The following is a 21,934-nucleotide window of genomic DNA, read 5'->3' as shown; positions in this document are numbered from 1 at the left end:
AGTTATCCGGTTAGTGCGGGGAAGGCGAACAGCCCGACGGACCGCCGGACCGACACGGGCAGGAGACGAGGTGCGCCGCCGTCAGCGCGGCGGGCGCAGCCCCTCCAGCAGAACGTCCAGGTAGAGATCCCGGCGTGCACCGCCCCCGGAGCGCACCGCGTGGTGCACACCGCACAGCAGGCGACGCACGTCCTCGGCCTCGACACCGTCTCTGATCGCGCCACTCAGACGGGCGCGGTCCAGCAGGCCGGTGACCGCCTGGTCGAGCTCGGCCCTCATGTCCGAGGTCTGCGCACTGGCGTCGGCCGCAGATTCCAGCACGGCCGCGAAGTCCGGGTCGTCGAGCATGCGGTCGAGCGCGAAGCGCAGCAGACGGTGCAGGCCCACGCGCGGGTCGTCGGCGGCGACCGCCGCCTGCGCCTCTGCGATCAGTTCCCGGAAGCGTTCCGCCGAGAGCGCCTCGACCAGCGCATGACGGTTGGGGAAGTGCCGGTAGACCGTCCCCACACCCACCCCGGCAAGCCGGGCGATGGCGTTCAACTGCAGTGACGTGTCACCAGCGGCCAGTTGCTCGCGGGCGATCCGCAGGATCCGGGCGCGATTGCGCACCGCATCCGCCCGCAGCTCCGTCCCCTGCCCCGCCCTCGGTGTCACGCCCTCCAGCATAAGCAGCCAACCGGCCGCAGTCGGAGCCGAGGCCAACCGAGACGCACAGCCACACACGGGAGACACCGGGCGACGGCGACGAGCACTCGCCTCCTGCCATGCCCGGCGGCTGCAGGAGTCCGGTGGGACCGGCGTCCGGTCAACGTCCTGATCCTGGCCAGGGTCCAGGTCCGGCCGGCCGTGCGCGGCCGGCCCCTCGGCCGGCTCCCGCTCCAGAACCGCGAACAGGGCCTCGTCCGGCTCGGGACGGGCGGCCGGTCCCCTGGAGTGCAGCGTCTGCCGGCCGCCTTCCCGCCAGGAACGGCGCCGGCGCCGCACCGAGCGCACACTGACCCGCAGCTCCCCTCGCCACCGCCGCATGGTCCTGTCCCTCGGCGAACATCCCGGCCGCCTCCATGCGGATGCGTTCGCGAAACACCCGCCGCTCGGCGCTCAGGCCGCCGCCTTGCGAATACCTCATACTTCCGGCACACCGCGACAACCGTCACTTGCCGGCCTCGCGACACCACGCCGACAGGACGACGCCGACGTGCGCGTCCGGCCAGGCCGGCTCCCCGCGCAGCCGCCCGCCGCCCGCCGTCCGCCTCGGCGGCGAGCCGGACGTGGAAGTCCCGGCCGGGGACGCGTCCGTGCTGGACGGCGTTGGCGCACAGCTCGGCGGTGATCAGGGCCAGGGTCTCGTTGACGTGGCCGTCGTAGGGGTGGCCCCGGGCGTCCGGACACTGCGCGACGAACAGTCGGGTGAGGCGGGCGCCGCGCGGGGTGGAGGTGAAGGACACGGCGAACTCGGCGGGAGCGGCGGGGCCGGAGCCGCTGCGGGGAGGAAGGACTGTGCATGCCGCCGGCGTGACGGCCGCGACCGGCGCGCCACCAGCGGTGACGCCTGTACGGAGGCGTGTTGTACGAGGGTGGGGAGGCGGGCCCGCCCCGGCGGGAGGAACCAGCCCCGTGCTCAGGTGCGGCGGGCGGCCCAGACGGTGCGCTCGGTGCGGACCGTCAGGTCGTCGCGGCGCAGGATGCTGTGTGGGCCGCCGGTGTCGAGGAGCCGGTCGAGCGCGGTGAGGTCCTCGGGGGAGAGCCTGTCCGCGACGGCGCCGCGGATGCGCCGCAGGATGCCGGTGGCGTAGCGGCCGATCGCTTCGCCGTGCGAGCCCTCGAGGTGCACGGCGACGGTGCGTTCGCCCTCGACGGTGAATCCGGCGGCGGTCAGCAGCGGGCCCCAGTCGGCGCCGCGGTGGGGCAGGCGCGCGGCTTGGCGGCGGTCGGCCGCGGCGTGGACGCGCTCTTCCAGACCGGGCCGGTCCTCGGGTGCGTTCTCGGGCAGGAAGCGGGGGTGGCCGGCCAGTTCGACGACGGCGAACAGGCCGCCGGGCGCGAGCGTGCCGTGCACGTGGCGCAGTGCGCGGTCGGGACGGGCCATGTGGTGCATCGAGGCCGACGCCCAGACCAGGTCCGGTGAGCCGAGGTCGGGCCAGGTGTCGTCGTCGAGGTCGGCCCGCACCGTGCGTACGCGTTCCTCGACGCCGCGGGTGCGAGCCTTGGTGCGCAGCCGGTGCAGGTGTTCGGCGGAGGCGTCGACGGCGGTGACGTGCGCGTCGGGGAAACGGTCGAGGAGGGCGAAGGCGCCCGCGCCCGTGCCGCAGCCCAGGTCCACGATGTGGTGCGGGGCGGTGCGCAGCGGCAGCCATGCGGTGAGGGAGGCGGTGTGCTCGGCGAGGACCTCGGCGTCCAGGTCGAGGATCTCCGCCTGCCCGTCCGTCGCGTACTCGGGGTGGTGACCGTGCGGAGCGCCGTGGCGGGGAGCGTGGGTGTGTGCGTGATTCATGCTCCTCACGCTAGGGCGGATATGCGCCTGCGGCATGAGGCGTCCCGGTTTACGCAAGGCAATGGCCGAGTGTACTGCCCGACGCGCAAGAGGCCACCGCCGGGGAAGGCCGTCGCGCGGCCTCACCGTCACCCGGGAGCGCCCTGGGCGTCGTCGCCGCTGTCGTTCCGGTGGCCGCGGCGGGCGTCGCGGTCGAAGATGCCCAGGATCTCGCAGGGCCCGCCGTCGGCGCCGATCGCGTGCGGCATCATCGTGGGGAACTCGGCGGCCTGATGGGTCTCGAGGCGGAAGCGGCGGTGGCCGAGCATGAGGATCGCCGTGCCGGACAGGACGACGAGCCATTCGCGCCCCGGGTGGGCGCGCATGCGCGCCGGGTTCTCGGGGGGCGGTTCGGTCATGCGCTGGCGTACCACGCTCATCCCGGGGTCGGCCTTGACGGGCCAGCGCATCCGGCCGTGGGCGCCGTCGATCACCGGGCTGGTGACGACGTCCTCGGTGGCGGTCTCCACGAGCTGATCGAGCGTGGTGTCCAGGGCGCGGGCGAGGGTGACCAGCTGATCCAGTGCGAGGCGGCGCCGGCCGTTCTCGATACGGCTCAGTGAGGACTGGCTGAGGTGGGCGCGGGAGGCCAGTTCCTCCAGGGACCAGCCCTGCGCCACCCGCAGGGCGCGGATGCGTTTGCGTACGAGGCTGTCCAGATCTTCGTCTTCTTGCGTCATGGGCAACACCGTATGCCTTCGGGGCATGCCCGGCTTGGTGTCGTGTGCGGACGGTCCGCGGTGTCCGGGACCGGTGCACGAGAAGGACAGGAGGCCGTGGTGGTGACGACTTCCCCGTACGCGAGCGGCGCACTGCCCGGCGGGACGGTGGTCGCCACCCGGACGGAGGCCCGTACCGAGGACCTGGACGGTCCGAGGCCGCCGGTGCGGGACCTGCCCGACGACACGGTCCGCGGCTTCGCCTCCGGCACGGCGGGCACCACCGGGGTGCCGGACGTGCGGGCGGCGGGCAACGCCACCGGCCCTGCCGCCCGGGCCGGCGCCCGCGTCGACAGCGTGCCGGCCACCGTGGATACGACGCGGCCCTCACCGCGGCCCAGGGCGGAACCCCCGTCCTCTGACATCCGGCGCGGCGCCGGCCGCCGGCCGCCGCCCGCCCTCGACGCGGGCGGCGGCCCGGGCCCCGCCCGCCCCCTTCACCCGGCGGCGGCCGGATGGTCAGGCTCTGGGGGCCCGCTGCCGCTGGGAGCCGTCGGCGGCGATCGGGAGACTGCGCAGTGTCAGCGCACTCGGCGGAGGCAGCGGCTCGTTGGCCGTGCCGGCGCGGAACGACTGGAGCAGATAGGCCACCAGGCGCCGGGACGCCGCGCCGTCACCCGGCAGGGCGGTCACCAGAGCACAGTGCGCCAACAGGACCACGGCGAGGTCGGAAGGGTGGAAGTCGGCCCGCAGCGCCCCCGACGCCTGGGCCCTGCGCACCAGGGTCGTGAAGTCCCGCTCGACCCGTTGCCGGGACCCCGCGTGTTCCGAGGTGCCTTCCGGGAACGCCGCGACGAACGCGGCCGAGAACCCGCGTTCCTCCCGTTGCAGGGCGCAGACCGTCTCGATCAGCTGCTGGAAGCCCCGCCACGGGTCGGGGGCGGCCAGAGCCTCGGTGAGCGCCCGCGCGAAGGTGTCCATCTGCTGCGCGAACGCGCCCCGCACCAGGGCGTCCCGGGTCGGGAAATGCCGGTACAGCGTCGCCACGCCGACTCCGGCCCGTCGGGCCACGGTCGCCATCGGGGCGTCGATCCCGTGCTCCGCGAAGACCGCGCGGGCGGCGGTGAGGACGCGCTCACGGTTGCGCCGGGCGTCGGCCCGCACCCCGCCCCGGGCTGCGATCCGAGAGGATTCCGCCATCACTGCCTCTCGCTTCCGGTCCAAACGGACGATCGCGTCCACTTGGGAGCCTACCGTCGGTGCCGGTTCCCTGTACGACGACCGGAGGCAGAGGCACAACGATGAACGACCGCATGATGAAAGCCGTGCTCTACGACCGCTACGGCGGCCCCGACGTGCTGTACCTGGGACGCGTGCCGCGCCCCGAGCCGTCCCCCGGCGAAGTCCTCGTGAGGGTGCGCGCGTTCAGCGTCAACGGCGGCGAACTGGCAGCCCGTGCCGGCCGTCTCCGCATCCTGACCGGCCGGAAGTTCCCCCAGCGCGTCGGCCTGGACTTCACCGGCGAGGTCGCCGCACTGGGCGCCGGGGTCACACGGTTCGCGGCCGGCGACCGCGTATGGGGGGTCCTGGGCCGCACCTCCGGATTCGGCAGCGCCGCCGAGTACGTGACCGTGCCCGCCGAGCGGATCGGCCCGGTCCCTGACGGCCTCGACCCGGTGGACGCCGCCGCGCTGCCGGTGGCCACCACGGCCGTCACCGCCCTGCGGGACAAAACCGGGCTGCGCCCCGGCGAACGACTCCTCGTCCGGGGCGCGGCGGGCGGCGTCGGCAACGCCGCCGTCCAGCTCGGACGGGCGTACGGCGCCGAGGTCACCGCCCTCGCCCGCGCCGCCAACCTCGACTTCGTGCGCGGGCTCGGCGCGCACCGGGCCGTCGACCACCGGACCGTGCGGCCGGCGGAACTGGGCCGCTTCGACGTGGTCCTGGACACCGTGGGCACCGACCTGCGGGCCTTTCGGCGCCTGCTGGATCCCGGCGGGCGCATGGTCACCATCGCCTTCGACCTGGAACGGCCCGTGGCCTCGCTCGGCTACCTCGCGGCCGGCGCGGTCCACGGGCGCGGGCGGGTGCGTTTCTTCAGCGGCAACCCCACGCGGGCGGACTTCGACGACCTCGCCCGCCATGTGGCCGAGGGCAGGCTGCGCCCCGCGGTGGACACGGTCTTCCCCCTGGAGGAGACCGCGGCGGCACACCGGGCGCTGGAGGCGGGCGGCGTCCAGGGCAAGTACGTGATCAGGGTCGCGTAGACCCCCTGTGGAGGTGCTGATCGCAGCCACTCGTCGGCGGCCGCCACGAGTACCGTCGAGCCGTGGCCCGCGCGGGTGGCGGCCTCCTCGCCGCCCGGCCGGGCCGCGCCGCCGCCGATGCCGCCCGGCGGGCCGACGCACGGGCGGGGCATCCGGCACAGGATGGGCAGCCGACGGATTGAGCGTGATTGCAGGCGAGTCGAGTCCCATGACGGACGTGCAGGTGTTCCCCGACCTCACGGCGCGCCGAGCACGTCCGGTCGGCCGGCAGGGCGTCGGGTTCGCCCGATCATGGCGGACCCGACGCCTGGGTCGTCGCAGCCGTCACCGCCGGCGCGGCGCCCACCGGCCCGCCGGCATCGCGGACATCACTTCACCACGACGTGGTCCCCGGACGACTTCGACGGTCCGGTGGTGGTGTTTCCGTTGTACAGCCAGCGCCACGTACCCGTCTTGGAGGCCTTCACGGTCGTCTTGAGGTTGCCCGAGCCGTTCGAGTACACCTCCTTCACCGTGGTGTAGGAGGTGGCGCCGGCGGGCTTGAACTGCAGCCTCACCAGGCGGCCTCCGTAGGAGCCGTACTTCCTGGTCTCCCAGTTGGCCCGGGTGACCTTGCCGGTCACGGTGATGGTCTTGCCCTTGGCCACGGGTTCGGGCGAGGCGTTGACGGTGAGGCGGGAGTTGCGCTTGACGTGGACCGTCAGACCCTTGTCGTCGACGTCCCCACCGCCGCCCTTGAAGTACACCTCGGCCCCGACCTTCCAGGCACCGGCCTCGCTGTTGCGCATGTCCCACACGCTCGGGTCGAAGTACATCGTCTCGTTGAAGTCGCAGACGCCCGACTTCACCTTGACGCAGTCGCTCGTCTCGATGGCGTGCCACAGCCGGTCGGCCCCCTTGCGGTACAGGAACACCGCCGGCCACTTCCACTTGTGCGTGGTCGTCATCCGGAAGGAGGCGGGCGCCGCGACCTCCCCCGACGCCCCGATCACAATCGGCTTGCCGCCGTTCACCTGGACACGGGAGAACGAGACCCCACCCTCGGCCGCCCCGGCCGGCACCGCGGCCACGGCCGTGAACGCCGCCGCGGCACCACCGGCCACGACGACTCTCCAGACTTGCTTCCCCACCTGATCCCCAATCTGCGCGGAAAGGCGCCGGAGACTCATCTCTCCAGCGCTTTGAAGACAGCCGGCATCCACACGGGGTTGCACGCCCGCTGATCACGATGGGGCATCGGACGGTCCCCGTCGGGTGCGCAGCTCGCGAACCACATCGTGGACCAGGGCGGCACGGTCGCGGGCCGCGGTGCGCCCCGTCCCGTTCCCTGTCCGGATGGCACTCGCCCCGAGATCGGCCGACCGGCGTGGACGTGATGGCCGTGAAGGCGGTGCCTGCCTCGTGCGGTGCTACTTTCCGCGGCATGACCGATCACGCGCTGCGGCTGCTGCGGCAGGACCGCCGTCTGGCCGAACTGGCCGCCTTTCTCTTCGACTTCGACCTCGACCGCGCCGCCCACGGCCATGTCGAGGAGGTCCGCCTCGCCTCGGGCGGACCGCTGGGGACGGTGGCCGGGGACGACACCGGCGGCACGTACTTCGTGTGCGCGGACGGCTCGGTGCTCTACGCCGACTCGGAGGGCGCCGCAGGGATCATCGGCTCCAGCGTCGACGAGGCCCTGGAGCTCGTGATCGGCCTGCCCGGCTGGCGCGACTGCACACGTCTGTCGCCGGACGACGGCGAGGAGAAGATCCTGGCGTGCGTCGCGAAGACCGAGGACGGGATCCGCGAGCATTACGGAATCGACGAGGAGCGGGCCGGGCTCCATGCGGCGCTGGGCTTCCCGGAACGCTCCCCGGTCGAGCTGGTGGGCAGACTGCGTGCCGCGCTGCTGCGCACCGAGCCGGACTTCGTCCTGCTGAACGCGGAGGAGGGGTGCGCCTACGACCGGTTGGGCCCGGCCGGGCCCCCGCTGTGGGAGCCCGTGCTCGCGGCGGGCCGCGCCGATCTCGCCCGCCTGCGCGAGGGCGGCCGCACGGCATGGCGTGAAGTCGCCGAGGACCCGGTCCGGCGCCGGATCACCCTGCGGGCCGCGCAGTTCGACCGCGCCGAGGGCGACCTGGAGCTGCTGCGGCACCTGCTGCGGTACGAGACACGGTCCTCGATGACGGACGAACTGCGGCTCGCGGCCGTGCTGGTGGGGCTGCACGGGGACACCGGAGACCTGCCGCTGCTGCTCGAAGTCCGGGAGACGGACTTCGACACGGCGTGCGGCCTGGGCGGTATGCCGGAACCGGGTTCGAGCGCCGACGAGTTGCGCCAGTGGGCGCGGGAGCTCGACGAGTCGATGTTCGGGACGGACCCGGCGGACGAGCCGGTCTCCACCTGGACCGATCTGGCGCGGGACCAGGGGATGACGGACCTCGCGCGGGTGACGCTGATCCGCGAACTCGACGGCATCGTCATGGACCGGAGCGGACTTTGCCGCCCCGGGGCGCCCGGCACCCTGGCCACGGCTCCGCTGAGCGGGCTCGCCCAAGACTTCGAGGAACTCGGCGACCTGCCCCAGGCGCTGCGCGCCCAGCGCCTGTACGCCGCCCTCCAGGAGACGGCGTGGGACCGGGCCTCGGCCCGGCACACCCTCGCCCGCCTGGAGCGGGAGGCGGGCCGGCTGCCGCAGGCGGTGGACAGCCTGGCCGCCGTGCGCGACGCCCTGGCCACCCCGGGCGACGACTCACTGCGCTACTGGCAGCGGGTCAACCTCGGCCGCTTCATCGCCGAGGAGCACTACCGGCTCACCCTCGCCCTGGCCGACGCGGGCCGCCCCGAGGAGGCCCGTGCCCTCCTCACCGCCGCCGACGCCCTACTCGGCGAACTCTCGGACAACGCCGCCAAGGGCGTCCGCGAGCTCGCCGAGCGGACCGCCGCACGCGTGCGGGAGACCGGCTGAGGACGGGCACGGCGGGCGGCCGGCCCGCCGGGACGCGGTGACCGCCGAAGCGGCCTCCTCGCCCGCTGCTCCGAGCGACGCTCCACCGTCGGCGCCGTCGCCCCGCCCACGGGTGCGGTCGCGGACGAGGGCGGGCGGGAGCTCAATCCGGCAGGGGGCAGGTGAGGGGGAGGACGCGTTCGGTCAGCCGGCCGGTGAGGTGGGTGTCGGTGAGGGCGGCGTCGGTGAGCCAGTCCGCCGCGGTCAGCCGGTCGATCAGGTCCCGCAGTTCGCCGGAGCCGACCGGGACCCGGGTGGTGAGGGCGTTCAGGGCGACGCCCCGGCCGCCGGGTCCGAGGCGCCCCACCTCGTCCGTCCACGTGGCCAGCGTCACGGCGAGCAGCCGGGCGCCGGCGGGCGCCTTGGCCTTGCGGAGCTTCTTGTCCGAGACGACTCTCTGGGCCCAGCCGGAGAGCTTGGGCCGTGTCTTCTTGCCGAACGTGAACGGGCCCGTCCCGTCCTCGTCGGGCACCAGGGAGGGGACGGTGACCGGGGTGGGGTTCTCCGGCCGGGAGGCGAGCAGGTCGCCGACGGTGCCGGGGAGGGACAGCCAGCCGCAGCCGGTCAGCCGCTCGACCAGGTCCTCCGGGTCGGTCAGGCCCAGCGCGTTGACGTCCTGGCCGACGAGGTTGCCGGTGCCGGTATGCGCGGTGCGCAGGGTCAGCATCAGCACCAGCAGCCGTGCCTCCGCCCCGGGCAGCGGCGTGTGGTCGGCCACATGCGCGAGGACGGAGCGCGCGTACTCCCACTGCGCCGGCACGGTCAGCAGGCGCGCCACGCCCGGTCCGTCGCCGTCCGGGACGCAGCCGGTGCGGTGCTGGTGCTGGCGTCGGATGACGGCGGCGGCCTGCTCGGCACGCCGGGCCTCCAGCCGCAGGGTGACGTCGCAGCTGACGTCGGACCAGGTGAGGAAGGCGCGGGCCTTGCGTTCCTGGAGGTCGGCCAGCAGCGCAAGGTCGGGCTCGGGGCGCTTCTGGTAGGCGCGGAAGAGGTCGCCGAGCTCGGTGAGTTCGTCCCGCAGGGACACGGGTCGCAGGTCGCGCGGAATGACACGCCGGCCGACCCTCGCCTCCGGCGGGCGGCGGCGCCGCGCGGGTACGGGGCGGGGTGCGGGTACGGGGAGGGGCGCCGGGCCTCCCGTTCGGGCGGTGACCTGCTGGTCGGAGAAGTGCGGCCTGCCCACGCCGGTGCCCGCCGCCGCGGGGGCCGGACGGCCGGCGGCCGGGGGTGCGGACGGAGGGGGGCCGGCCGCGGTCCGGGCCCCGGGAGTGGCGGCGGCACACCGTGAACAACACTCCAGGGCCTGCCACCAGCGTCCTGCCCGGTCGGTGATCACGGTCAGGACGACCGGTCCGCCGCACCGCCAGGGTTGTTCGGTACGCGCACGCCCGCCGGTGTCGGGGAGGTGGGCGCGGCAGCCGTCGGCCCGGCAGGCGCAGTAGGCATCGGCCCTGGGGGCGGGGGCGGCGCGCAGGTGCGCCTTCAGGTGGGCGACCGCGGCCGTACGGCCTGCCGCCGCGGAGGGCAGACGCCGCTCGGCGCAGGCGGGCCGGCCGCACGAGACGCGCACCTCCGCGCTGCCTCGGCCGACGGGGTCCAGACGTACGATCCACCGGCGTCCCGGCACCCGTTCGTCCAGCTCGCTCCCTGCGGCGGCCTGTGTCATCCCGTTCTTCCTCCGTCTCCCGTGACCTGCGTGTCGCCGCCGTTTCCCGTGGTGCCGGGAGGTGTTCGGGCGGCGGGTCCACGGTATGCGGCACAGAGGTGAAGGGGGATGAAATCGCACAGGGTGAGGGCTTTCGGGTGACAACATCGCCCGTTTCGGTGAACCCGGGCTCGACGCCCGTCACGACGACGGAGACGGGTCCGAACCGGCCTTCTCGCGAGCGTGCTTGAGCGGCTGGGGAACCGAGCCGTCGGTCAGCCGCCCTGGTAGATCGTGGTGCACAGCAGCGTGGCGCCGTCGTCCACCAGGGCGGCCCAGTAGCGCGTCGGGTCGCCTGCCACCCGACGGCAGTTGTTCGCGTCGGCGCCCGCCGGGGCGCGGTAGACCCCTGTGATGTGCATGATCTGGTTGTACGGGACGGGCACCGGCTCGCGTCGGCAGGCCACGGCCGACATCAGGGCGAGGGAGATCGAGTCGCCGGACTGCCGGCCGAGGATGCAGTAGTCGGCGTGGTAGACGCGGGTGAGGCAGAGCTTCGTGGTGTCGCCGCTGGTGGCGGACCGGTGGCTCCAGTACGACTTCCCGTAGCCGGTGGGGCAGTCCGTGTTGACGGCGGTCACCTGGACCTGCGCCTGCTCGCCAGCGCAGGACACGGGGTCCGGCGGAGCACCGACGCTCCAGTCGATGCTGGTGGTGCCCCCGCGGCCCGTGTCGTGGACCGCCAGGCAGTCGCCGACCGAGAGGGCTTCGAACGCCTCTCCGGTGGGATCCGGGGCGGGCGTCGACGCCTCGGGGCCGGACTCGCCGGCGCTCCCCTCACCGGTGCCGGAGCCATCGGGGACGCGGTCGGTCGGCGACGACGTGTGCGGGGCCGGGCTGGAACCGGAGGAGGGCGAGTCGGCCAGCCAGTCCCTCAACTCGCCCGCGTCGTTCAGGCCCAGCCAGCCCAGGATCGACAGCACGGATGCGATTCCGCCGATCAGCGCCAGCACCTTGGCCGTGGAATGATCATTGGATGCGCCTGCCACCATGCCCTCCCCCGCTGAGGCTCAGGCGATATTAGCCGTTTTGGCGCCGCCGGGGGTCCGACTTCCTTGCCCCGCCCCCCGTTGGCCCCCGCCCGGGTCCGGGACCCGTGGGTCGTCGCCCGCCGGGCCACCACGTCCTGCGGGCCGGCCCGGCGGCGATGAGGCGTTCCCGGACGGTGAGCTCCCGTTCCGCGCCGCCGGCTGCCGGCCGGGGCGCCGCACATCACCCTCGCCGTACCGGCCCGCGCGTTCCTCGCGGCCGCGTCCGCCGGCCGGTCAGGCGCGGTCGTGGAGCGTGACCTGGTAGCCGTCGGGGTCGGCGAAGGTGAAGGTCCGGCCGAAGGGGCCGTCGACCGGTGCGGAGACGATGGTGTGGCCGTCGGCGGCGAGCGCGTCGTGGATGGCCTGGACGTCGGTGGCGTGGAGCCAGATCGCGGCGCCGACGCCGGGCTGGGCGACGGATGCGAGGTCGGTTCCGGGAACGACGTCGCGGACCGCGAACGCGATCGGCTTCGTCTCGAAGACGACGGCGTGCGGAGGTCCGGCCGGCGAGCGGACGAGGCCCAGGTACTGCTCGTAGAACGCCTGCGAAGCGTCGAGGTCGCGCACTTGGAGCGAGATGAAGTCGGGGCCGGTGGCGGGCATGGTGATGCTCCTTCCTTTCGTGTCAGTTTTCTGACACGCATCAAGCTATGTCAGAATGCTGACATGAGTCAAAAAGGTGTCGGCGTCGATCTGGAGACGTCACTGGGCTACCTGCTCAAAGAAGCGTCGAGCGCCCTCCGCGCGGCCATGGAGGAAGTGCTGCGGCCGCTCGGGATGAGCGTGACGCACTACTCCTGCCTCGAGCTGCTGGCGCAACGCCCGGGCTTGTCGAACTCCGAGCTCGCGCGGGGCGCGTTCGTGACACGGCAGACGATGAGCGTGCTGCTCCAGGCCCTGGAACGGGACGGCTACGTGACCAGGCCCGCGGAGGCGCCCGTCGGGAAGGCGCTTCCCGCGCGGCTCACGCCTCGCGGCCGACGGAGCCTCGAGAAGGCGAGCGCGGCCGTCCGGTCCGTCGAGGCCAGAATGCTGGCCGACCTGACCGGGGCCGAGCAGTCGGACGCGTTCCGCATCCTGCAGAGGATGATCCGTTCCCTGCGCGATGACGACGGGGGCGCGTAGCCCGTTCCGCGGCGCACGTCTCGTCGCGCCCGGACGGGGGCTGAGTACGGCAAGCGCATGTACGCGGGCACGGTGAATGCCGACGTGCCCTGTCCGACCCGGCGTCCACGCGCAGGACGGTGGTGTTCCGGAACCCGGACGGCAGGAGCACCCGTGCCGGTTCGATGGGGAGCGGCACCGGTTCCGGCAGCTCCGTGCGTCCGAGCGGTGCGGTGGGGGGCGACGAGCAGGACGCCGTGATGTCGTCCGACGGGTGTGCCGTGTGATGCACGTACACCGCTCCGGGGGGGGCGAGCACGGGATCGGCTCCCGGTCCGCCGAGGGGGACCACCACCTGTCGGACGAGGGCCCGGCGGCCGGGCGCGACCTGCCCCCGGCCGTCTCCGGGAAGCCTCCGCGCGCCGTCCGGGCCGACATGGTCCGTTCCGCTCTCGACGGCCGTCGCCGCACCGCGAGCGTGCCGAAGGTGGCCGGGCACGTCTTCGGCACGCTGGACACGTCGGGGCCGCTCACGCGGAGAGGGCTCGCCCCGCCACGCCGCTCAGCGGGTGCGCCGGCATCGCCGGCTGGGTCGGTGACGACCGGGTCCTGGACCGCTCAGGTCACCATTGCCTCGACCCCGCCGAACGCCTGTGGTCGAACGACAAGTTCAGTGCGTGTTTCTGAGCTCTGTATCAGCAGGTCGAAGGATGTCAGTGGTGAGCTGAGGCCCCCGAGCCGCTAGCGGACGAGGTGGCTCTCGATGTGGTCGATCACCGCTGACACGGCCTGCCGGTAGGCGGTGCTCGACCGGCGAACCTGGGACAGCAGCATGCCGCCCTGGATGGCGGCCAGCAGAGCGGTGGCGAGCGCGGCGGTATCGGCGCGCTCGCTCAGCTCGCCGCGTGCCTGCATGCGTGCGAGTCCCGACCTGATGGGGCCTTCCCACCGGTCGAAGGCGGAAATGAGGCTGGTCCGCGCCGACTGATCGCTGTCGGCGAGTTCGCTGGCGAGCGAGCCGATCTCGCAGCCGCCTTCGCATCCTCTTGCGTCCTGCCGGTTCCCTGCCCTGTCGCACCACTCGCGCAGGGCCTCGATGCTGTCCAGGTTGTCCAGCAGCGGACGTTGCTGGGCGAGCTGGGTGTCCGTCTGGTGGTCGATGACCGCCAGGACCAGGCCCTGCTTGTCGCCGAAGTAGTGGTAGATCTGCGACGCGCTGACCCCGGCGGCCGCCTGGATGTCCGGGATGCTCGTGCCTCCCGCGCCGCGGTGGAACATCAGTTCCGCAGCGGTCTCGATGATGCGTTCGCGGGTCTTGCGGCCGCCCTCGGTGAGCCGCTGCTCCTTCGGCCCTTCGGCCTTCACTGGTGCGCTCATGCGTCCACGCTACCCAAGTTGGAATTGACATTCCAATCATGCCCTGTCGATGATCCTGGAAAGGTCATTCCATATCGGGTGGCCGCCTCTTCAGACAGGTGAGTGCCATGTCCCTCGACCCCCAGATCGAGACCCTGCTCAAGCACGTGGCCGCACAAGGCGGGCCGGCGCCCGAAACCCTGACGGTGGCGGAGAACCGCGCGTTCGGGCGCGCCTTCGGCGCCCTGGCCGGCGCTCCCGTACCGGTCGCCGACGTCCGGGACACCGCGGCCGCTGCCGACGGCCGCGACATACCCGTCCGTATCTACCGGCCCCTCACCGAGCCGGGCGCCGGGCCGCTGCCCGTGACGCTCTTCTTCCACGGCGGCGGGTGGGTCTTCGGCGACCTGGACACCCAGGACAACATGGCCCGCATCGTGGCCGACCGCTCCGGCACGATCGTGGTCTCCGTCGACTACCGGCTGGCACCCGAGCACCGCTTCCCGGCCGCGGTCGACGACGCCTACGCCGCGCTGACCTGGGTCGCGGACAACGCCGCCGGCTTCGGGGGCGACGGAGAGCGCATCGCCGTGTTCGGCGAGAGCGCCGGCGGCAACCTCGCCGCGGTTCTCGCACAGGACTCCCTGCGCCGCGGGGGACCGCGCATCACGCTCCAGGTGCTCGCCTACCCGGCGGTCGACCGGTTCGACGACAGCCCCTCGATGTACGAGAACATGACGGGCCCGGTCCTCTCCCGTTCCTACCTCGAGTGGTTCTGGGGCGCCTACCTCAGCACCCCGGACCAGGGCGCCGACCCGCGGGTCTCGCCGGCGCGCTGTGACGAACTGGCCGGACTCGCTCCCGCCCTCATCGCCACCGCCGAGAACGACCCCCTGCGCGACCAGGGCGACCACTACGCCCGCAAGCTGGCCGACGCCGGTGTGCCGGTCCAGCACCTCCCGGTCGGCGGAGCCGTTCACGGCTTCCTCTCGTTCACCGGCTCGGTGCAACTCTCGCGGGACGTACTGAATCAGCTCTCGGACGCCGTGGCCGCAGTCTTCAGCTGACTTGGCCTGCACGGCCTCGCCAGTCGCGGCTTTTCTTGCGCACGCAAGCAGGACAGCGACCGCCACTGTGCCGACCCTCGCCGGGAAGCGGCCGGTCCGGGGCTGCTCGGACCGGCCGCTTCGTCTGCAGCAACTCGTGGCCACCCCGTACGGGGCGCAGAGCGCCGGTGAGTGGCCCGAGCTGCGCGGCCGACGGCCCCTGCGGGGGCGGTGGACCGGACTGCGGTGCGGTTGAAACCGGAACCATTCCCGCGGGTGCGGGGAGCAGCGGCTCGGCGGCGATCCCTCAGACGATCGACGGCACCAAGGAGATCGAGACCGAAGTCACCGACCTCCACGCCATGGCCGACATCCTCCGCCGGGTCGGCCTCACCGAGGTCCGCCACCAGGAGAACTACCGCGAGGAATGGCGCCTGGGAGAGGTCGCCTTCGACTTCGACACCTGGCCCGCCCTCCCCACGCTCCTGGAGATCGAGGGCCCCGACGAGGCGTCCGTCCGGCAGGCCGCCGGTCTTCTGGGACTCGACTACTCCCAGGCCGCCGAGCGCCGCGGTCAGGACGGACGGCAGCGGCCCGTGCGTCCTGACGTACTTCGCCAGGTCCGGGCCGTCCACGTACTCGGTGGCCGGCCACGGCTGCTCCGCCTCCGCGTCGGCTCCCAGGAACGCCGCGATGCGCGGACCCCAGATGGTCTTGAGCACCTCGATCTCCTGCGCGAACCGCTGCCGGGACTCGGAGTCCACGACCGGCGGTTTGATCACCTTCGCCGCGGCCGGCTCACCGCCGAGGGACTCGCCCAGGAAGACCTGGCCCATGCCGCCCTGGCCGATCCGGCCGAGGAACTCGAAGTCACCCACCGAGGGCGGGTCCTCGGGATTCAGGGGCGTGATCTGCCCGTGTGTCCTCGACATTCGGTCCTGGCGAGCGCCCGATCAGCCGCGATGCGCGCCCGGGGACACGGTAGTGGATGGGGGAGGAGACAGGGACAGGGGTTGCGGAACGGAGATATCCCCCTCTATGAGGGTGAGGAACGCGCGGAAGGCCCGGGCCGGCGGTGGTGCGCCGGCTGTGGTGCCGCGTCCCGGAGCGGGAGCAGTCGCCCCCGGGCCGGCCCGCCCGCCGGCGGTCGCGCCGTCTCCTCCGCCGGCGGGGCCGCCCGCCGGGCCCGAGCCCGAAGCGCGGGTACGGGCCGGAACGCCTCCCCGCACCGCCGCCCCGGACTGAGGCGGAGCGCCGAGCTGCCGGTCGAGGCGCCGGCCCGGTCGGCCCGAGCGATCACGAGCGCGTCGCCGGGGGGGCGGAAACCAGGCCTCGGACACACCCTCTCGCGCGGGCCGCGGTCCGCATCGGCTTTTCCGGCGGCGTCGTCCGCGCGGGCCCTCCCCGGCCTCGCCCCGGTCCTCGTTGCCGGCCCCACCGGCGGGCTCCGTCCGAGGACCGGGTCGAAGAGGCGGATCAGGGGGGCGCGTGTCCGCCGAGGGCAGGGGGCCACTCGCCCGTCCGCCCGCGCCGGGCCCCGCGGTCAGGACCGTCGGCGTGATCCCGTCCCGGCCCCGTGGGCGTTCGTCCCACGCGCCGGCCGGACATTCGCCCGGCGCGCGCAGTGGCCCTTGCCCGTCGAGACGGCCCGAGGCGCTCACCTAGATTCGGCACCGGCGGTCGGCGAGATCGAAAGCCGGTGCGGCAGGAACCGGCCGGCGGAACCTGTCGCATTCCGCTCGCATTCCGGAATCGGGAATTCCCCGGTGATAAAGAAGGGTGTCGGATGAAACGCGTGCACCGGACACAGGTGAAGGCCGAAATCGTACGGGAGCCGGGTGCCAAGGAGACGACCCACCGCAAGCTCATTGACACACCGGACGGCGCCGACCGGTTCGTCCTCACCGAGTTCGAGGTGGCGCCGAACGGTTCCACCCCGCCCCACTTCCACGAGTGGGAGCACGAGATCTACGTGATCGAGGGCTCCATGGGCCTCGTCATGCCCGACCAGGGCCGCACCGAGCAGGTCGGCCCCGGCGACGCCATCTTCATCCCGCGCAACGAGCCGCACGGCTTCGTGACCGGACCCGACCAGACCTGCCGGTTCCTGGTCGTCGCCCCCACCGAGCGGCCCCCGGTGCGCAACGTGTTCCTCTCCGAGGACCCCTACGAGTACACCCAGCTGCCCGAGTACACCAGCCTCCTGGAGGGCAAGTGACCACCACGACGCCTGCCCGGGAGGACTCCTCCCGGGTCCACTCCATCCTGACCGCCTACCTCCAGTCGAAGGCGGTGTTCACCGCCCTCGACCTGGGAGTCTTCGAAGCCCTGGACAAGGCGCCGCGCACCGTGGAGGACCTGGCCGGCGAGCTCGGCCTCAGTCCGCGCCCCACCCGGGCGCTCCTCGTCGCGCTCAGGGGCCTGGACCTCGTGCGAGCCGAGGACGGGACGTACCGCAACAGCGAGGAGGCCGACCGCTACCTGGTCGCCGGGCGACCCGACTACATGGGCGGCTTCGCCGAGCACCAGGACTCCCACTTCGGCCACTTCGCCCGGCTCGACGAGGCCGTGCGCGCCAACGCCTCGCTCAACCAGCGGGTGCTGAAGAAGGGGTACCGCGACCAGGGCGCCGCGGCCGGCGAGGGCCGCGAGGGCACCGGCCGGCTCATCCAGGCCATGCGGGTCAGCTCCCGCCTCCAGGCGGACCGGCTGGCCGCCGTCGCGCCCCTGGACGGCGTGCGCCACATCATCGACCTGGGCTGCGGCTCCGGCGACTACTCCATCGCGCTCGCCAAGCACCACCCCGGGCTGCGCGTCACCTCCCTCGACTACCCCGCCGTCACCGACCTGGCCCGCGCCAACGTGGAGGAGGCCGGGCTCAAGGACCGGATCGAGGTCGTGCCCGCCGACATCATGGAGGACGCCTGGCCCGAGAGCGACGCCGTCCTGCTCTCCCACGTCCTCGACGGTTACGGACCCGAGCGCGCCGCGCACCTGGTGAAGCGGATCCACGCCCATCTCCCCGACGGCGGGCGGCTGCTGGTGCACTCCCACATGCCGTCGCTCGCCTCCGGGCTCTTCCCCTCCATGTTCGGGCTGATCCTGCTGGTCAACACCGAGGAGGGCGAGGTCCGGGACGTCGACGAGATCCGCTCCTGGGTGGATGCCGCCGGATTCCGGGACGTGGAGACCGGGAACGTGTCGGCGCTGTCCGGGCTGCTCGTCGCGACGAAGGGCTCCGGGTGACGGACACGCCCACGCCGCCGGCCTCCGTCGCCACGGCCCTCGCCCGCTACACCGAACTGCCCGACCCCGCACCGCTGCTGGCCCTCAACTTCGGCTTCGCCCGGGCGAGGGCACTGGGCACGGCCCTGGACCTGGGCGTGTTCACCGCCCTGGCCGGGGCGCCGCGCACCACGGCGCGGCTCGCCGGCGACCTGGGCTGCGACGCGCGGATACTGGGCGAACTGCTCGAGGTCCTGGAGGACTTCGGGCTGGTGTCGGGTGACGGCGCGGCGGGCTGGTCGCCGACCGGGACGGCGCGCGCGTACCTGGTGGAAGGAGCCCCGGCCTACCTCGGGGACCACTTCGACGAGGTGCTCGCGCAGTGGGACCGCTGGAGCGCGCTCACGCCCCTCGCGCGCTCCGGCGACCGCGGCGGCGACCTCGGGGACCCGGCCGGGCGCGGGCGCCACCGGGGCATGTTCGCCGGCGCCTTCCCGCTCGCCGTGCGGATCGCGTCCGGCGTGGTCGCGGCCCTGGGGCCGGTCGACGCCGGCCGGGTCCTGGACCTCACCTGCGGCAGCGGGGAGTGGGGCATCGCGCTGGCCGGCGCCGACCCCCGGGCGAGGGTGACCGCACACGACGATCCGGCCCTCCTCGCCGTGGCCCGCGAGCGCGCCGCGGAGTTCGGGGTCGCCGGAAGGTTCCGCTTCGTGGCGGCCGACTTCGGCAGCACGCCGTTCGCCGAGGGCGAGTTCGACACCGTCGTCATGGCGCACGCGGGCCGGTTCGCCGGCCGGCGGACCGCCGCCCGGCTGATCCGGGAGTGCGCCCGCGTACTGAGGCCCGGCGGCACGCTGCTGCTCGCCGACATCATGCGGACGCCGCCCGGACAGCCCCCGCTCGGCCGCCCCATGCTCGCGCTCAGCCTCCTGGTGAACACCGAGAACGGCGGCCTGCCCGAGGCCGACGAATACCGCGCCCTCATGGCCGAGGCCGGGATCACGGCGAAGGAATGCGTCACTCGCGGGCTGGTGACGGCCCTGACGGGAGAAAGGCAGTAACCATGCGAGAAGTGGTCGTCACCGGGCTCGGAGTCGTCAGCCCGGCGGGAATAGGAAAGGACGCCTTCTGGGACACGGTCTCGGCGGGCAGGAGCGTCACCAAACCGCTTTCCGACATCACCAGTTCCGCCCTGTTCAAGGAGTTCGCCTTCCTCTCCGACGCGGTGGCGGAAGTACCCGGATTCGAGGAGCAGATACCCTCCCTGCCGCCCGAGGTGCAACGGCTGGACAGGTACGTGCAGTTCGCCGTCGCGGCCGCCGCCCAGGCCATGCGGGACGCCGGCCTCGAAGCCGGCGGTCACGCGGCCGACCGCACCGGCATCTCGCTGTCCACGGCGATCTGCGGCACACCCAAGATGGAGGAGGAGTTCCTCGCCGTCACGGACCAGGGCCGCAAGCCCGTCGACCCGGCGAAGGCGGGCCGCGACCTGTACCTCGCCTCCATGTCGAACACCCCCGGCACGGTCCTGTCCGCCCTGTTCGGGGCGCAGGGCCCGTGCGTCACCCTGTCCACCGGCTGCATCGGCGGCATCGACGCCGTCGGCCACGCCTTCGAGACCATCGCCCACGGGGACGCGGACGTGATGATCGCCGGAGCCACCGAGGCGCCCATCACCCCGGTCACCGTGGCCTCCTTCGAGATCATCAACTGTCTCTCCCGTGCCCACAAGGACCGGCCCGAGGCCGCCTCACGCCCCTACGACGACGGGCGCGACGGGTTCGTGCTGGGCGAGGGCTGCGGCATCCTGGTGCTGGAGGAACGGGAGCACGCACGAGCCCGCGGGGCGACGCCGTACCTGCGGGTCGACGGCTTCTCCCACACCTCCAACGCCATCCACATGACCGACCTGCTGTCCGACGGCGCCGATCTGACCCGTGCCATGACCCAGGCCGTCCAGCGCGCCGGACTGACCCCCGACGACATCGACCACGTCAGCTCGCACGGCAGCTCGACCCGGCAGAACGACACCTGCGAGACCAGCGCGCTCAAACTCGCCCTGGGCCCGCGCGCCCGGGCGATCCCGGTGAACTCCGCCAAGTCCATGCTGGGCCACGCCCTGGCCGCGGCCAGCGCCATGGAGCTCGTGCTGTGCGCCCTGGCCTGCACCCACCGCTTCGTGCACCCCACCGCCAACTACGAGAACCCCGACCCGACGTGCGACCTCGACTACGTGCCGGGCACCGGACGCCCCTGGGACGGCGAGGTCATCCTCAAGGACGCCAGCGGCTTCGCCGGCCTGCACGCGGCCCTGGTCGCCGGCGCGGTCCGGGAAGGAGGCCGGCGATGAGCGTCGTCGTCACCGGAATCGGCGCGGTCACCCCGGCCGGCACGGGCCTCGGCCCCCTGTGGGAGGGAGCCCGGGAAGGGGCCGCGCACGTCACCGCCATCGACCGCTTCGACGCCTCGGCCTACGCCTGCCCGGCCGCGGGACAGAGCGGCTTCGACGCCGACGCCGAGCTGCCGTCCCGGTTCGTCAAGCGCACCGACCGCTTCACGCACCTGGCCGTCCACGCCGTGCGCCAGGCCCTCGACGAGGCCGGCGTCGCCATCGGCACGGACGTCACCCCCGAGCGCACCGGCGTCATGGTCGGCAACATCCTCGGCGGCTGGGAGTTCGCCGAACGCGAGCTGCGCAACCTGTGGACCGACGGTCCGCGCGCGGTCAGCCCCTACCAGGCGACCGCCTGGTTCCCCGCCGCCCCGCAGGGCAACATCTGCATCGACCAGGGCGTCAAGGGCCCGGCCCGCACCTTCGTGGCCGACCGCGCGAGCGGCGCGTACGCCCTGATCGGCGGGGCCGAGGCGCTGCTGCGCGACCGCGTCGACGTCGTCATCGCGGGCGGCGTCGAGGCGCCGCTGTCACCGTACGGCTGGCTGTGCCTGGAGACCAGCGGGCTCGGCGCCAAGGCCCGCGGCACGCTCGCCCCCGACGAGCTGTACCGGCCCTTCGACGCCGGGCACGGCGGCAGCGTCTTCGGTGAGGGCGCGGTGTTCCTGATCCTGGAACGGCGCGAGCACGCCGAACGCCGGGGCGCGACGATCCTCGGCGAACTGGCCGGCTGGGGCGTGAGCACCGACGGCTACATGCCGTACTACACCGTCGAACCGACCGGCCAGGTCCTCGGCCGCGCCATGCGCACCGCGGCCGACCGGGCCGGCGTCTCGGGCGGGGACCTGGGAGCGGTGTTCGCCCACGGTTCCGCGATCCCCTTCGAGGACGTCACCGAGGGCTACGCGCTGCACGAGGCCTTCGGACCGGCCGCGGCCCGGGTGCCGGTCACCGTGCCCAAGTCAGGGTTCGGTCATCTGCTCGGCGCCGCCGCGCCCGCCGACGTGGCGCTGGCCCTGCGGGGCATGCGGGAGGAGACGGTCCCGGCCACCGTCAACCTCGACCGCCCGGCGCCGGGCATCGACCTGGACCTGGTGCGCGGCGAGGCCCGGCCCGCTCCCGGGTGGGAGCACACGCTGGTGGTCTCACGGGGGTTGGGAGGTGTCAACGCGTGCCTGGTGCTGAGGCGTTGACCGGACCCGATGTCCCGGACGTGCCGGGTGTCCCGGACGTACCGGGTGTGCGGGCGGTGGGCATCGACGTGGTCGGCATCGGCCGGCTGCGCGCCATGCTGGAGCGGCGCGGGCAGCCGATGCTCGACCGGCTGCTCACCCCGGCCGAACAGGCGTTGTGCCAGGGGGCGTCGGCGCACCACCGCGCCGCCTGCCTGGCCGGCCGGGTGGCGGCCAAGGAGGCCGTGCGCAAGACCCTCGGCGGACACGGCGCGGGCTGCGCGTGGCGGGACGTGGAGATCGGCCGGGAACCGTCCGGGGCGCCGGCACCCCGGCTGACCGGGCGGGCGGCGCGGGCGTTCGAGAACGCCGGGCTCAGCCGCCTGCACCTGAGCATCACGCACGAGGCGGGCGTCGCCGTGGCCATCGCCGTGGCCGTGTGAGACGCGACGAGAACG

The 21,934-nt window shown here is 73.5% G+C and carries 19 protein-coding genes and 3 pseudogenes; 11 read left to right on the top strand and 11 right to left on the bottom strand.

Translation table 11 applies throughout. The features are described 5' to 3' along the window. Positions 1 to 81: 81 nt before the first annotated feature. The 5 genes and pseudogenes from ADK41_RS13690 to ADK41_RS13675 form a co-directional block, all read right to left on the bottom strand. Positions 82 to 654 (bottom strand): TetR/AcrR family transcriptional regulator, encoded by a 573-nt coding sequence (locus tag ADK41_RS13690; protein ID WP_037803278.1) that lies wholly within the window; start codon positions 652 to 654, stop codon positions 82 to 84. A gap of 44 nt (positions 655 to 698) precedes the next feature. Next, positions 699 to 1,126: pseudogene (locus ADK41_RS44230) on the bottom strand (helix-turn-helix domain-containing protein); the annotation flags it as partial. 492 nt (positions 1,127 to 1,618) lie between these two features. After that, the gene (locus tag ADK41_RS13685) at positions 1,619 to 2,491 is read right to left on the bottom strand and encodes a class I SAM-dependent methyltransferase (protein WP_030818998.1); all 873 of its coding nucleotides are present in this window, start codon (positions 2,489 to 2,491) and stop codon (positions 1,619 to 1,621) included. 128 nt (positions 2,492 to 2,619) lie between these two features. After that, on the bottom strand, positions 2,620 to 3,210 hold the full coding sequence (locus ADK41_RS13680) for a helix-turn-helix domain-containing protein (protein WP_199821801.1): 591 nt from the start codon (positions 3,208 to 3,210) through the stop codon (positions 2,620 to 2,622). 498 nt (positions 3,211 to 3,708) lie between these two features. Then, positions 3,709 to 4,389 carry a TetR/AcrR family transcriptional regulator gene (locus tag ADK41_RS13675; RefSeq protein WP_030818994.1) on the bottom strand — a complete coding sequence of 227 codons (681 nt, stop codon included), beginning with the start codon at positions 4,387 to 4,389 and terminating at the stop codon, positions 3,709 to 3,711. A 101-nt stretch (positions 4,390 to 4,490) separates the two neighbouring features. Here ADK41_RS13675 and ADK41_RS13670 point away from each other — a divergent pair, with 101 nt between their 5' ends. Beyond that, positions 4,491 to 5,456: an NAD(P)-dependent alcohol dehydrogenase gene (locus tag ADK41_RS13670; RefSeq protein ID WP_030818992.1), complete on the top strand. Its 966-nt coding sequence runs from the start codon at positions 4,491 to 4,493 to the stop codon at positions 5,454 to 5,456. A 368-nt stretch (positions 5,457 to 5,824) separates the two neighbouring features. Here the strand turns inward: ADK41_RS13670 and ADK41_RS13665 are convergent, their stop codons facing one another. Then, complete coding sequence (locus tag ADK41_RS13665; protein WP_030818990.1) at positions 5,825 to 6,586, bottom strand: hypothetical protein; 762 nt, start codon at positions 6,584 to 6,586, stop codon at positions 5,825 to 5,827. 293 nt (positions 6,587 to 6,879) lie between these two features. Between ADK41_RS13665 and ADK41_RS13660 the strand changes: the two genes are divergently transcribed. Further along, on the top strand, positions 6,880 to 8,406 hold the full coding sequence (locus ADK41_RS13660) for a hypothetical protein (RefSeq protein WP_030818989.1): 1,527 nt from the start codon (positions 6,880 to 6,882) through the stop codon (positions 8,404 to 8,406). 142 nt (positions 8,407 to 8,548) lie between these two features. On the opposite strand, the gene ADK41_RS13655 is transcribed toward ADK41_RS13660, so the two are convergent. The 3 genes from ADK41_RS13655 to ADK41_RS13645 all read right to left on the bottom strand — a co-directional run bounded on the left by ADK41_RS13655 (position 8,549) and on the right by ADK41_RS13645 (position 11,784). Further along, positions 8,549 to 10,111 carry a hypothetical protein gene (locus ADK41_RS13655; protein WP_030818988.1) on the bottom strand — a complete coding sequence of 521 codons (1,563 nt, stop codon included), beginning with the start codon at positions 10,109 to 10,111 and terminating at the stop codon, positions 8,549 to 8,551. A gap of 254 nt (positions 10,112 to 10,365) precedes the next feature. Then, positions 10,366 to 11,142, bottom strand: a complete 777-nt coding sequence (locus tag ADK41_RS39220; protein ID WP_158717616.1) for a hypothetical protein — start codon at positions 11,140 to 11,142, stop codon at positions 10,366 to 10,368. A 273-nt stretch (positions 11,143 to 11,415) separates the two neighbouring features. After that, the gene (locus tag ADK41_RS13645; RefSeq protein WP_030818983.1) at positions 11,416 to 11,784 is read right to left on the bottom strand and encodes a VOC family protein; all 369 of its coding nucleotides are present in this window, start codon (positions 11,782 to 11,784) and stop codon (positions 11,416 to 11,418) included. A gap of 63 nt (positions 11,785 to 11,847) precedes the next feature. Here ADK41_RS13645 and ADK41_RS13640 point away from each other — a divergent pair, with 63 nt between their 5' ends. After that, a complete protein-coding gene (locus tag ADK41_RS13640; protein WP_030818981.1) occupies positions 11,848 to 12,306 on the top strand; it encodes a MarR family winged helix-turn-helix transcriptional regulator in 459 nt (152 codons plus the stop codon). A gap of 720 nt (positions 12,307 to 13,026) precedes the next feature. On the opposite strand, the gene ADK41_RS13635 is transcribed toward ADK41_RS13640, so the two are convergent. Next, complete coding sequence (locus ADK41_RS13635; protein WP_030818979.1) at positions 13,027 to 13,662, bottom strand: TetR/AcrR family transcriptional regulator; 636 nt, start codon at positions 13,660 to 13,662, stop codon at positions 13,027 to 13,029. 107 nt (positions 13,663 to 13,769) lie between these two features. Here ADK41_RS13635 and ADK41_RS13630 point away from each other — a divergent pair, with 107 nt between their 5' ends. Together ADK41_RS13630 and ADK41_RS43110 are read left to right on the top strand one after the other, a co-directional pair. Next, positions 13,770 to 14,708: an alpha/beta hydrolase gene (locus ADK41_RS13630; RefSeq protein ID WP_030818975.1), complete on the top strand. Its 939-nt coding sequence runs from the start codon at positions 13,770 to 13,772 to the stop codon at positions 14,706 to 14,708. A gap of 290 nt (positions 14,709 to 14,998) precedes the next feature. Next, positions 14,999 to 15,247, top strand: a pseudogene (locus ADK41_RS43110) (adenylyl cyclase); the annotation flags it as partial. Between the two features lie 36 nt (positions 15,248 to 15,283). Here ADK41_RS43110 and ADK41_RS43905 read toward each other — a convergent pair. Then, positions 15,284 to 15,619, bottom strand: a pseudogene (locus ADK41_RS43905) (protein kinase domain-containing protein); the annotation flags it as partial. Positions 15,620 to 16,473: 854 nt separating this feature from the next. On the opposite strand from ADK41_RS43905, the gene ADK41_RS13620 reads away from it, so the two are divergent. The 6 genes from ADK41_RS13620 to acpS are packed head-to-tail and all read left to right on the top strand — an operon-like array spanning position 16,474 to position 21,919. Then, a complete protein-coding gene (locus ADK41_RS13620; RefSeq protein WP_030818971.1) occupies positions 16,474 to 16,905 on the top strand; it encodes a cupin domain-containing protein in 432 nt (143 codons plus the stop codon). Further along, positions 16,902 to 17,933: a methyltransferase gene (locus ADK41_RS13615; protein ID WP_030818966.1), complete on the top strand. Its 1,032-nt coding sequence runs from the start codon at positions 16,902 to 16,904 to the stop codon at positions 17,931 to 17,933. Before ADK41_RS13620 ends, ADK41_RS13615 begins: the two co-directional genes overlap by 4 nt. Further along, positions 17,930 to 18,973, top strand: coding sequence for a class I SAM-dependent methyltransferase (locus ADK41_RS13610; RefSeq protein ID WP_030818964.1), 1,044 nt, complete (start codon positions 17,930 to 17,932; stop codon positions 18,971 to 18,973). The genes ADK41_RS13615 and ADK41_RS13610 overlap by 4 nt, the downstream gene beginning before the upstream one ends. 2 nt (positions 18,974 to 18,975) lie before the next feature. Beyond that, positions 18,976 to 20,262, top strand: coding sequence for a beta-ketoacyl-[acyl-carrier-protein] synthase family protein (locus tag ADK41_RS13605; RefSeq protein WP_030818962.1), 1,287 nt, complete (start codon positions 18,976 to 18,978; stop codon positions 20,260 to 20,262). After that, positions 20,259 to 21,497, top strand: a complete 1,239-nt coding sequence (locus ADK41_RS13600; RefSeq protein ID WP_030818960.1) for a beta-ketoacyl-[acyl-carrier-protein] synthase family protein — start codon at positions 20,259 to 20,261, stop codon at positions 21,495 to 21,497. Before ADK41_RS13605 ends, ADK41_RS13600 begins: the two co-directional genes overlap by 4 nt. Then, positions 21,494 to 21,919, top strand: coding sequence for a holo-ACP synthase (gene acpS / locus ADK41_RS13595; RefSeq protein ID WP_234318514.1), 426 nt, complete (start codon positions 21,494 to 21,496; stop codon positions 21,917 to 21,919). The genes ADK41_RS13600 and acpS overlap by 4 nt, the downstream gene beginning before the upstream one ends. Positions 21,920 to 21,934 lie beyond the last annotated feature (15 nt).

The organism is Streptomyces caelestis, from assembly GCF_001279005.1.
In the GTDB taxonomy this organism is placed as follows: domain Bacteria; phylum Actinomycetota; class Actinomycetes; order Streptomycetales; family Streptomycetaceae; genus Streptomyces; species Streptomyces heliomycini.
Note: the sequence above shows the minus strand (reverse complement) of the source record. Positions and strands in the feature narration are given on the sequence as shown.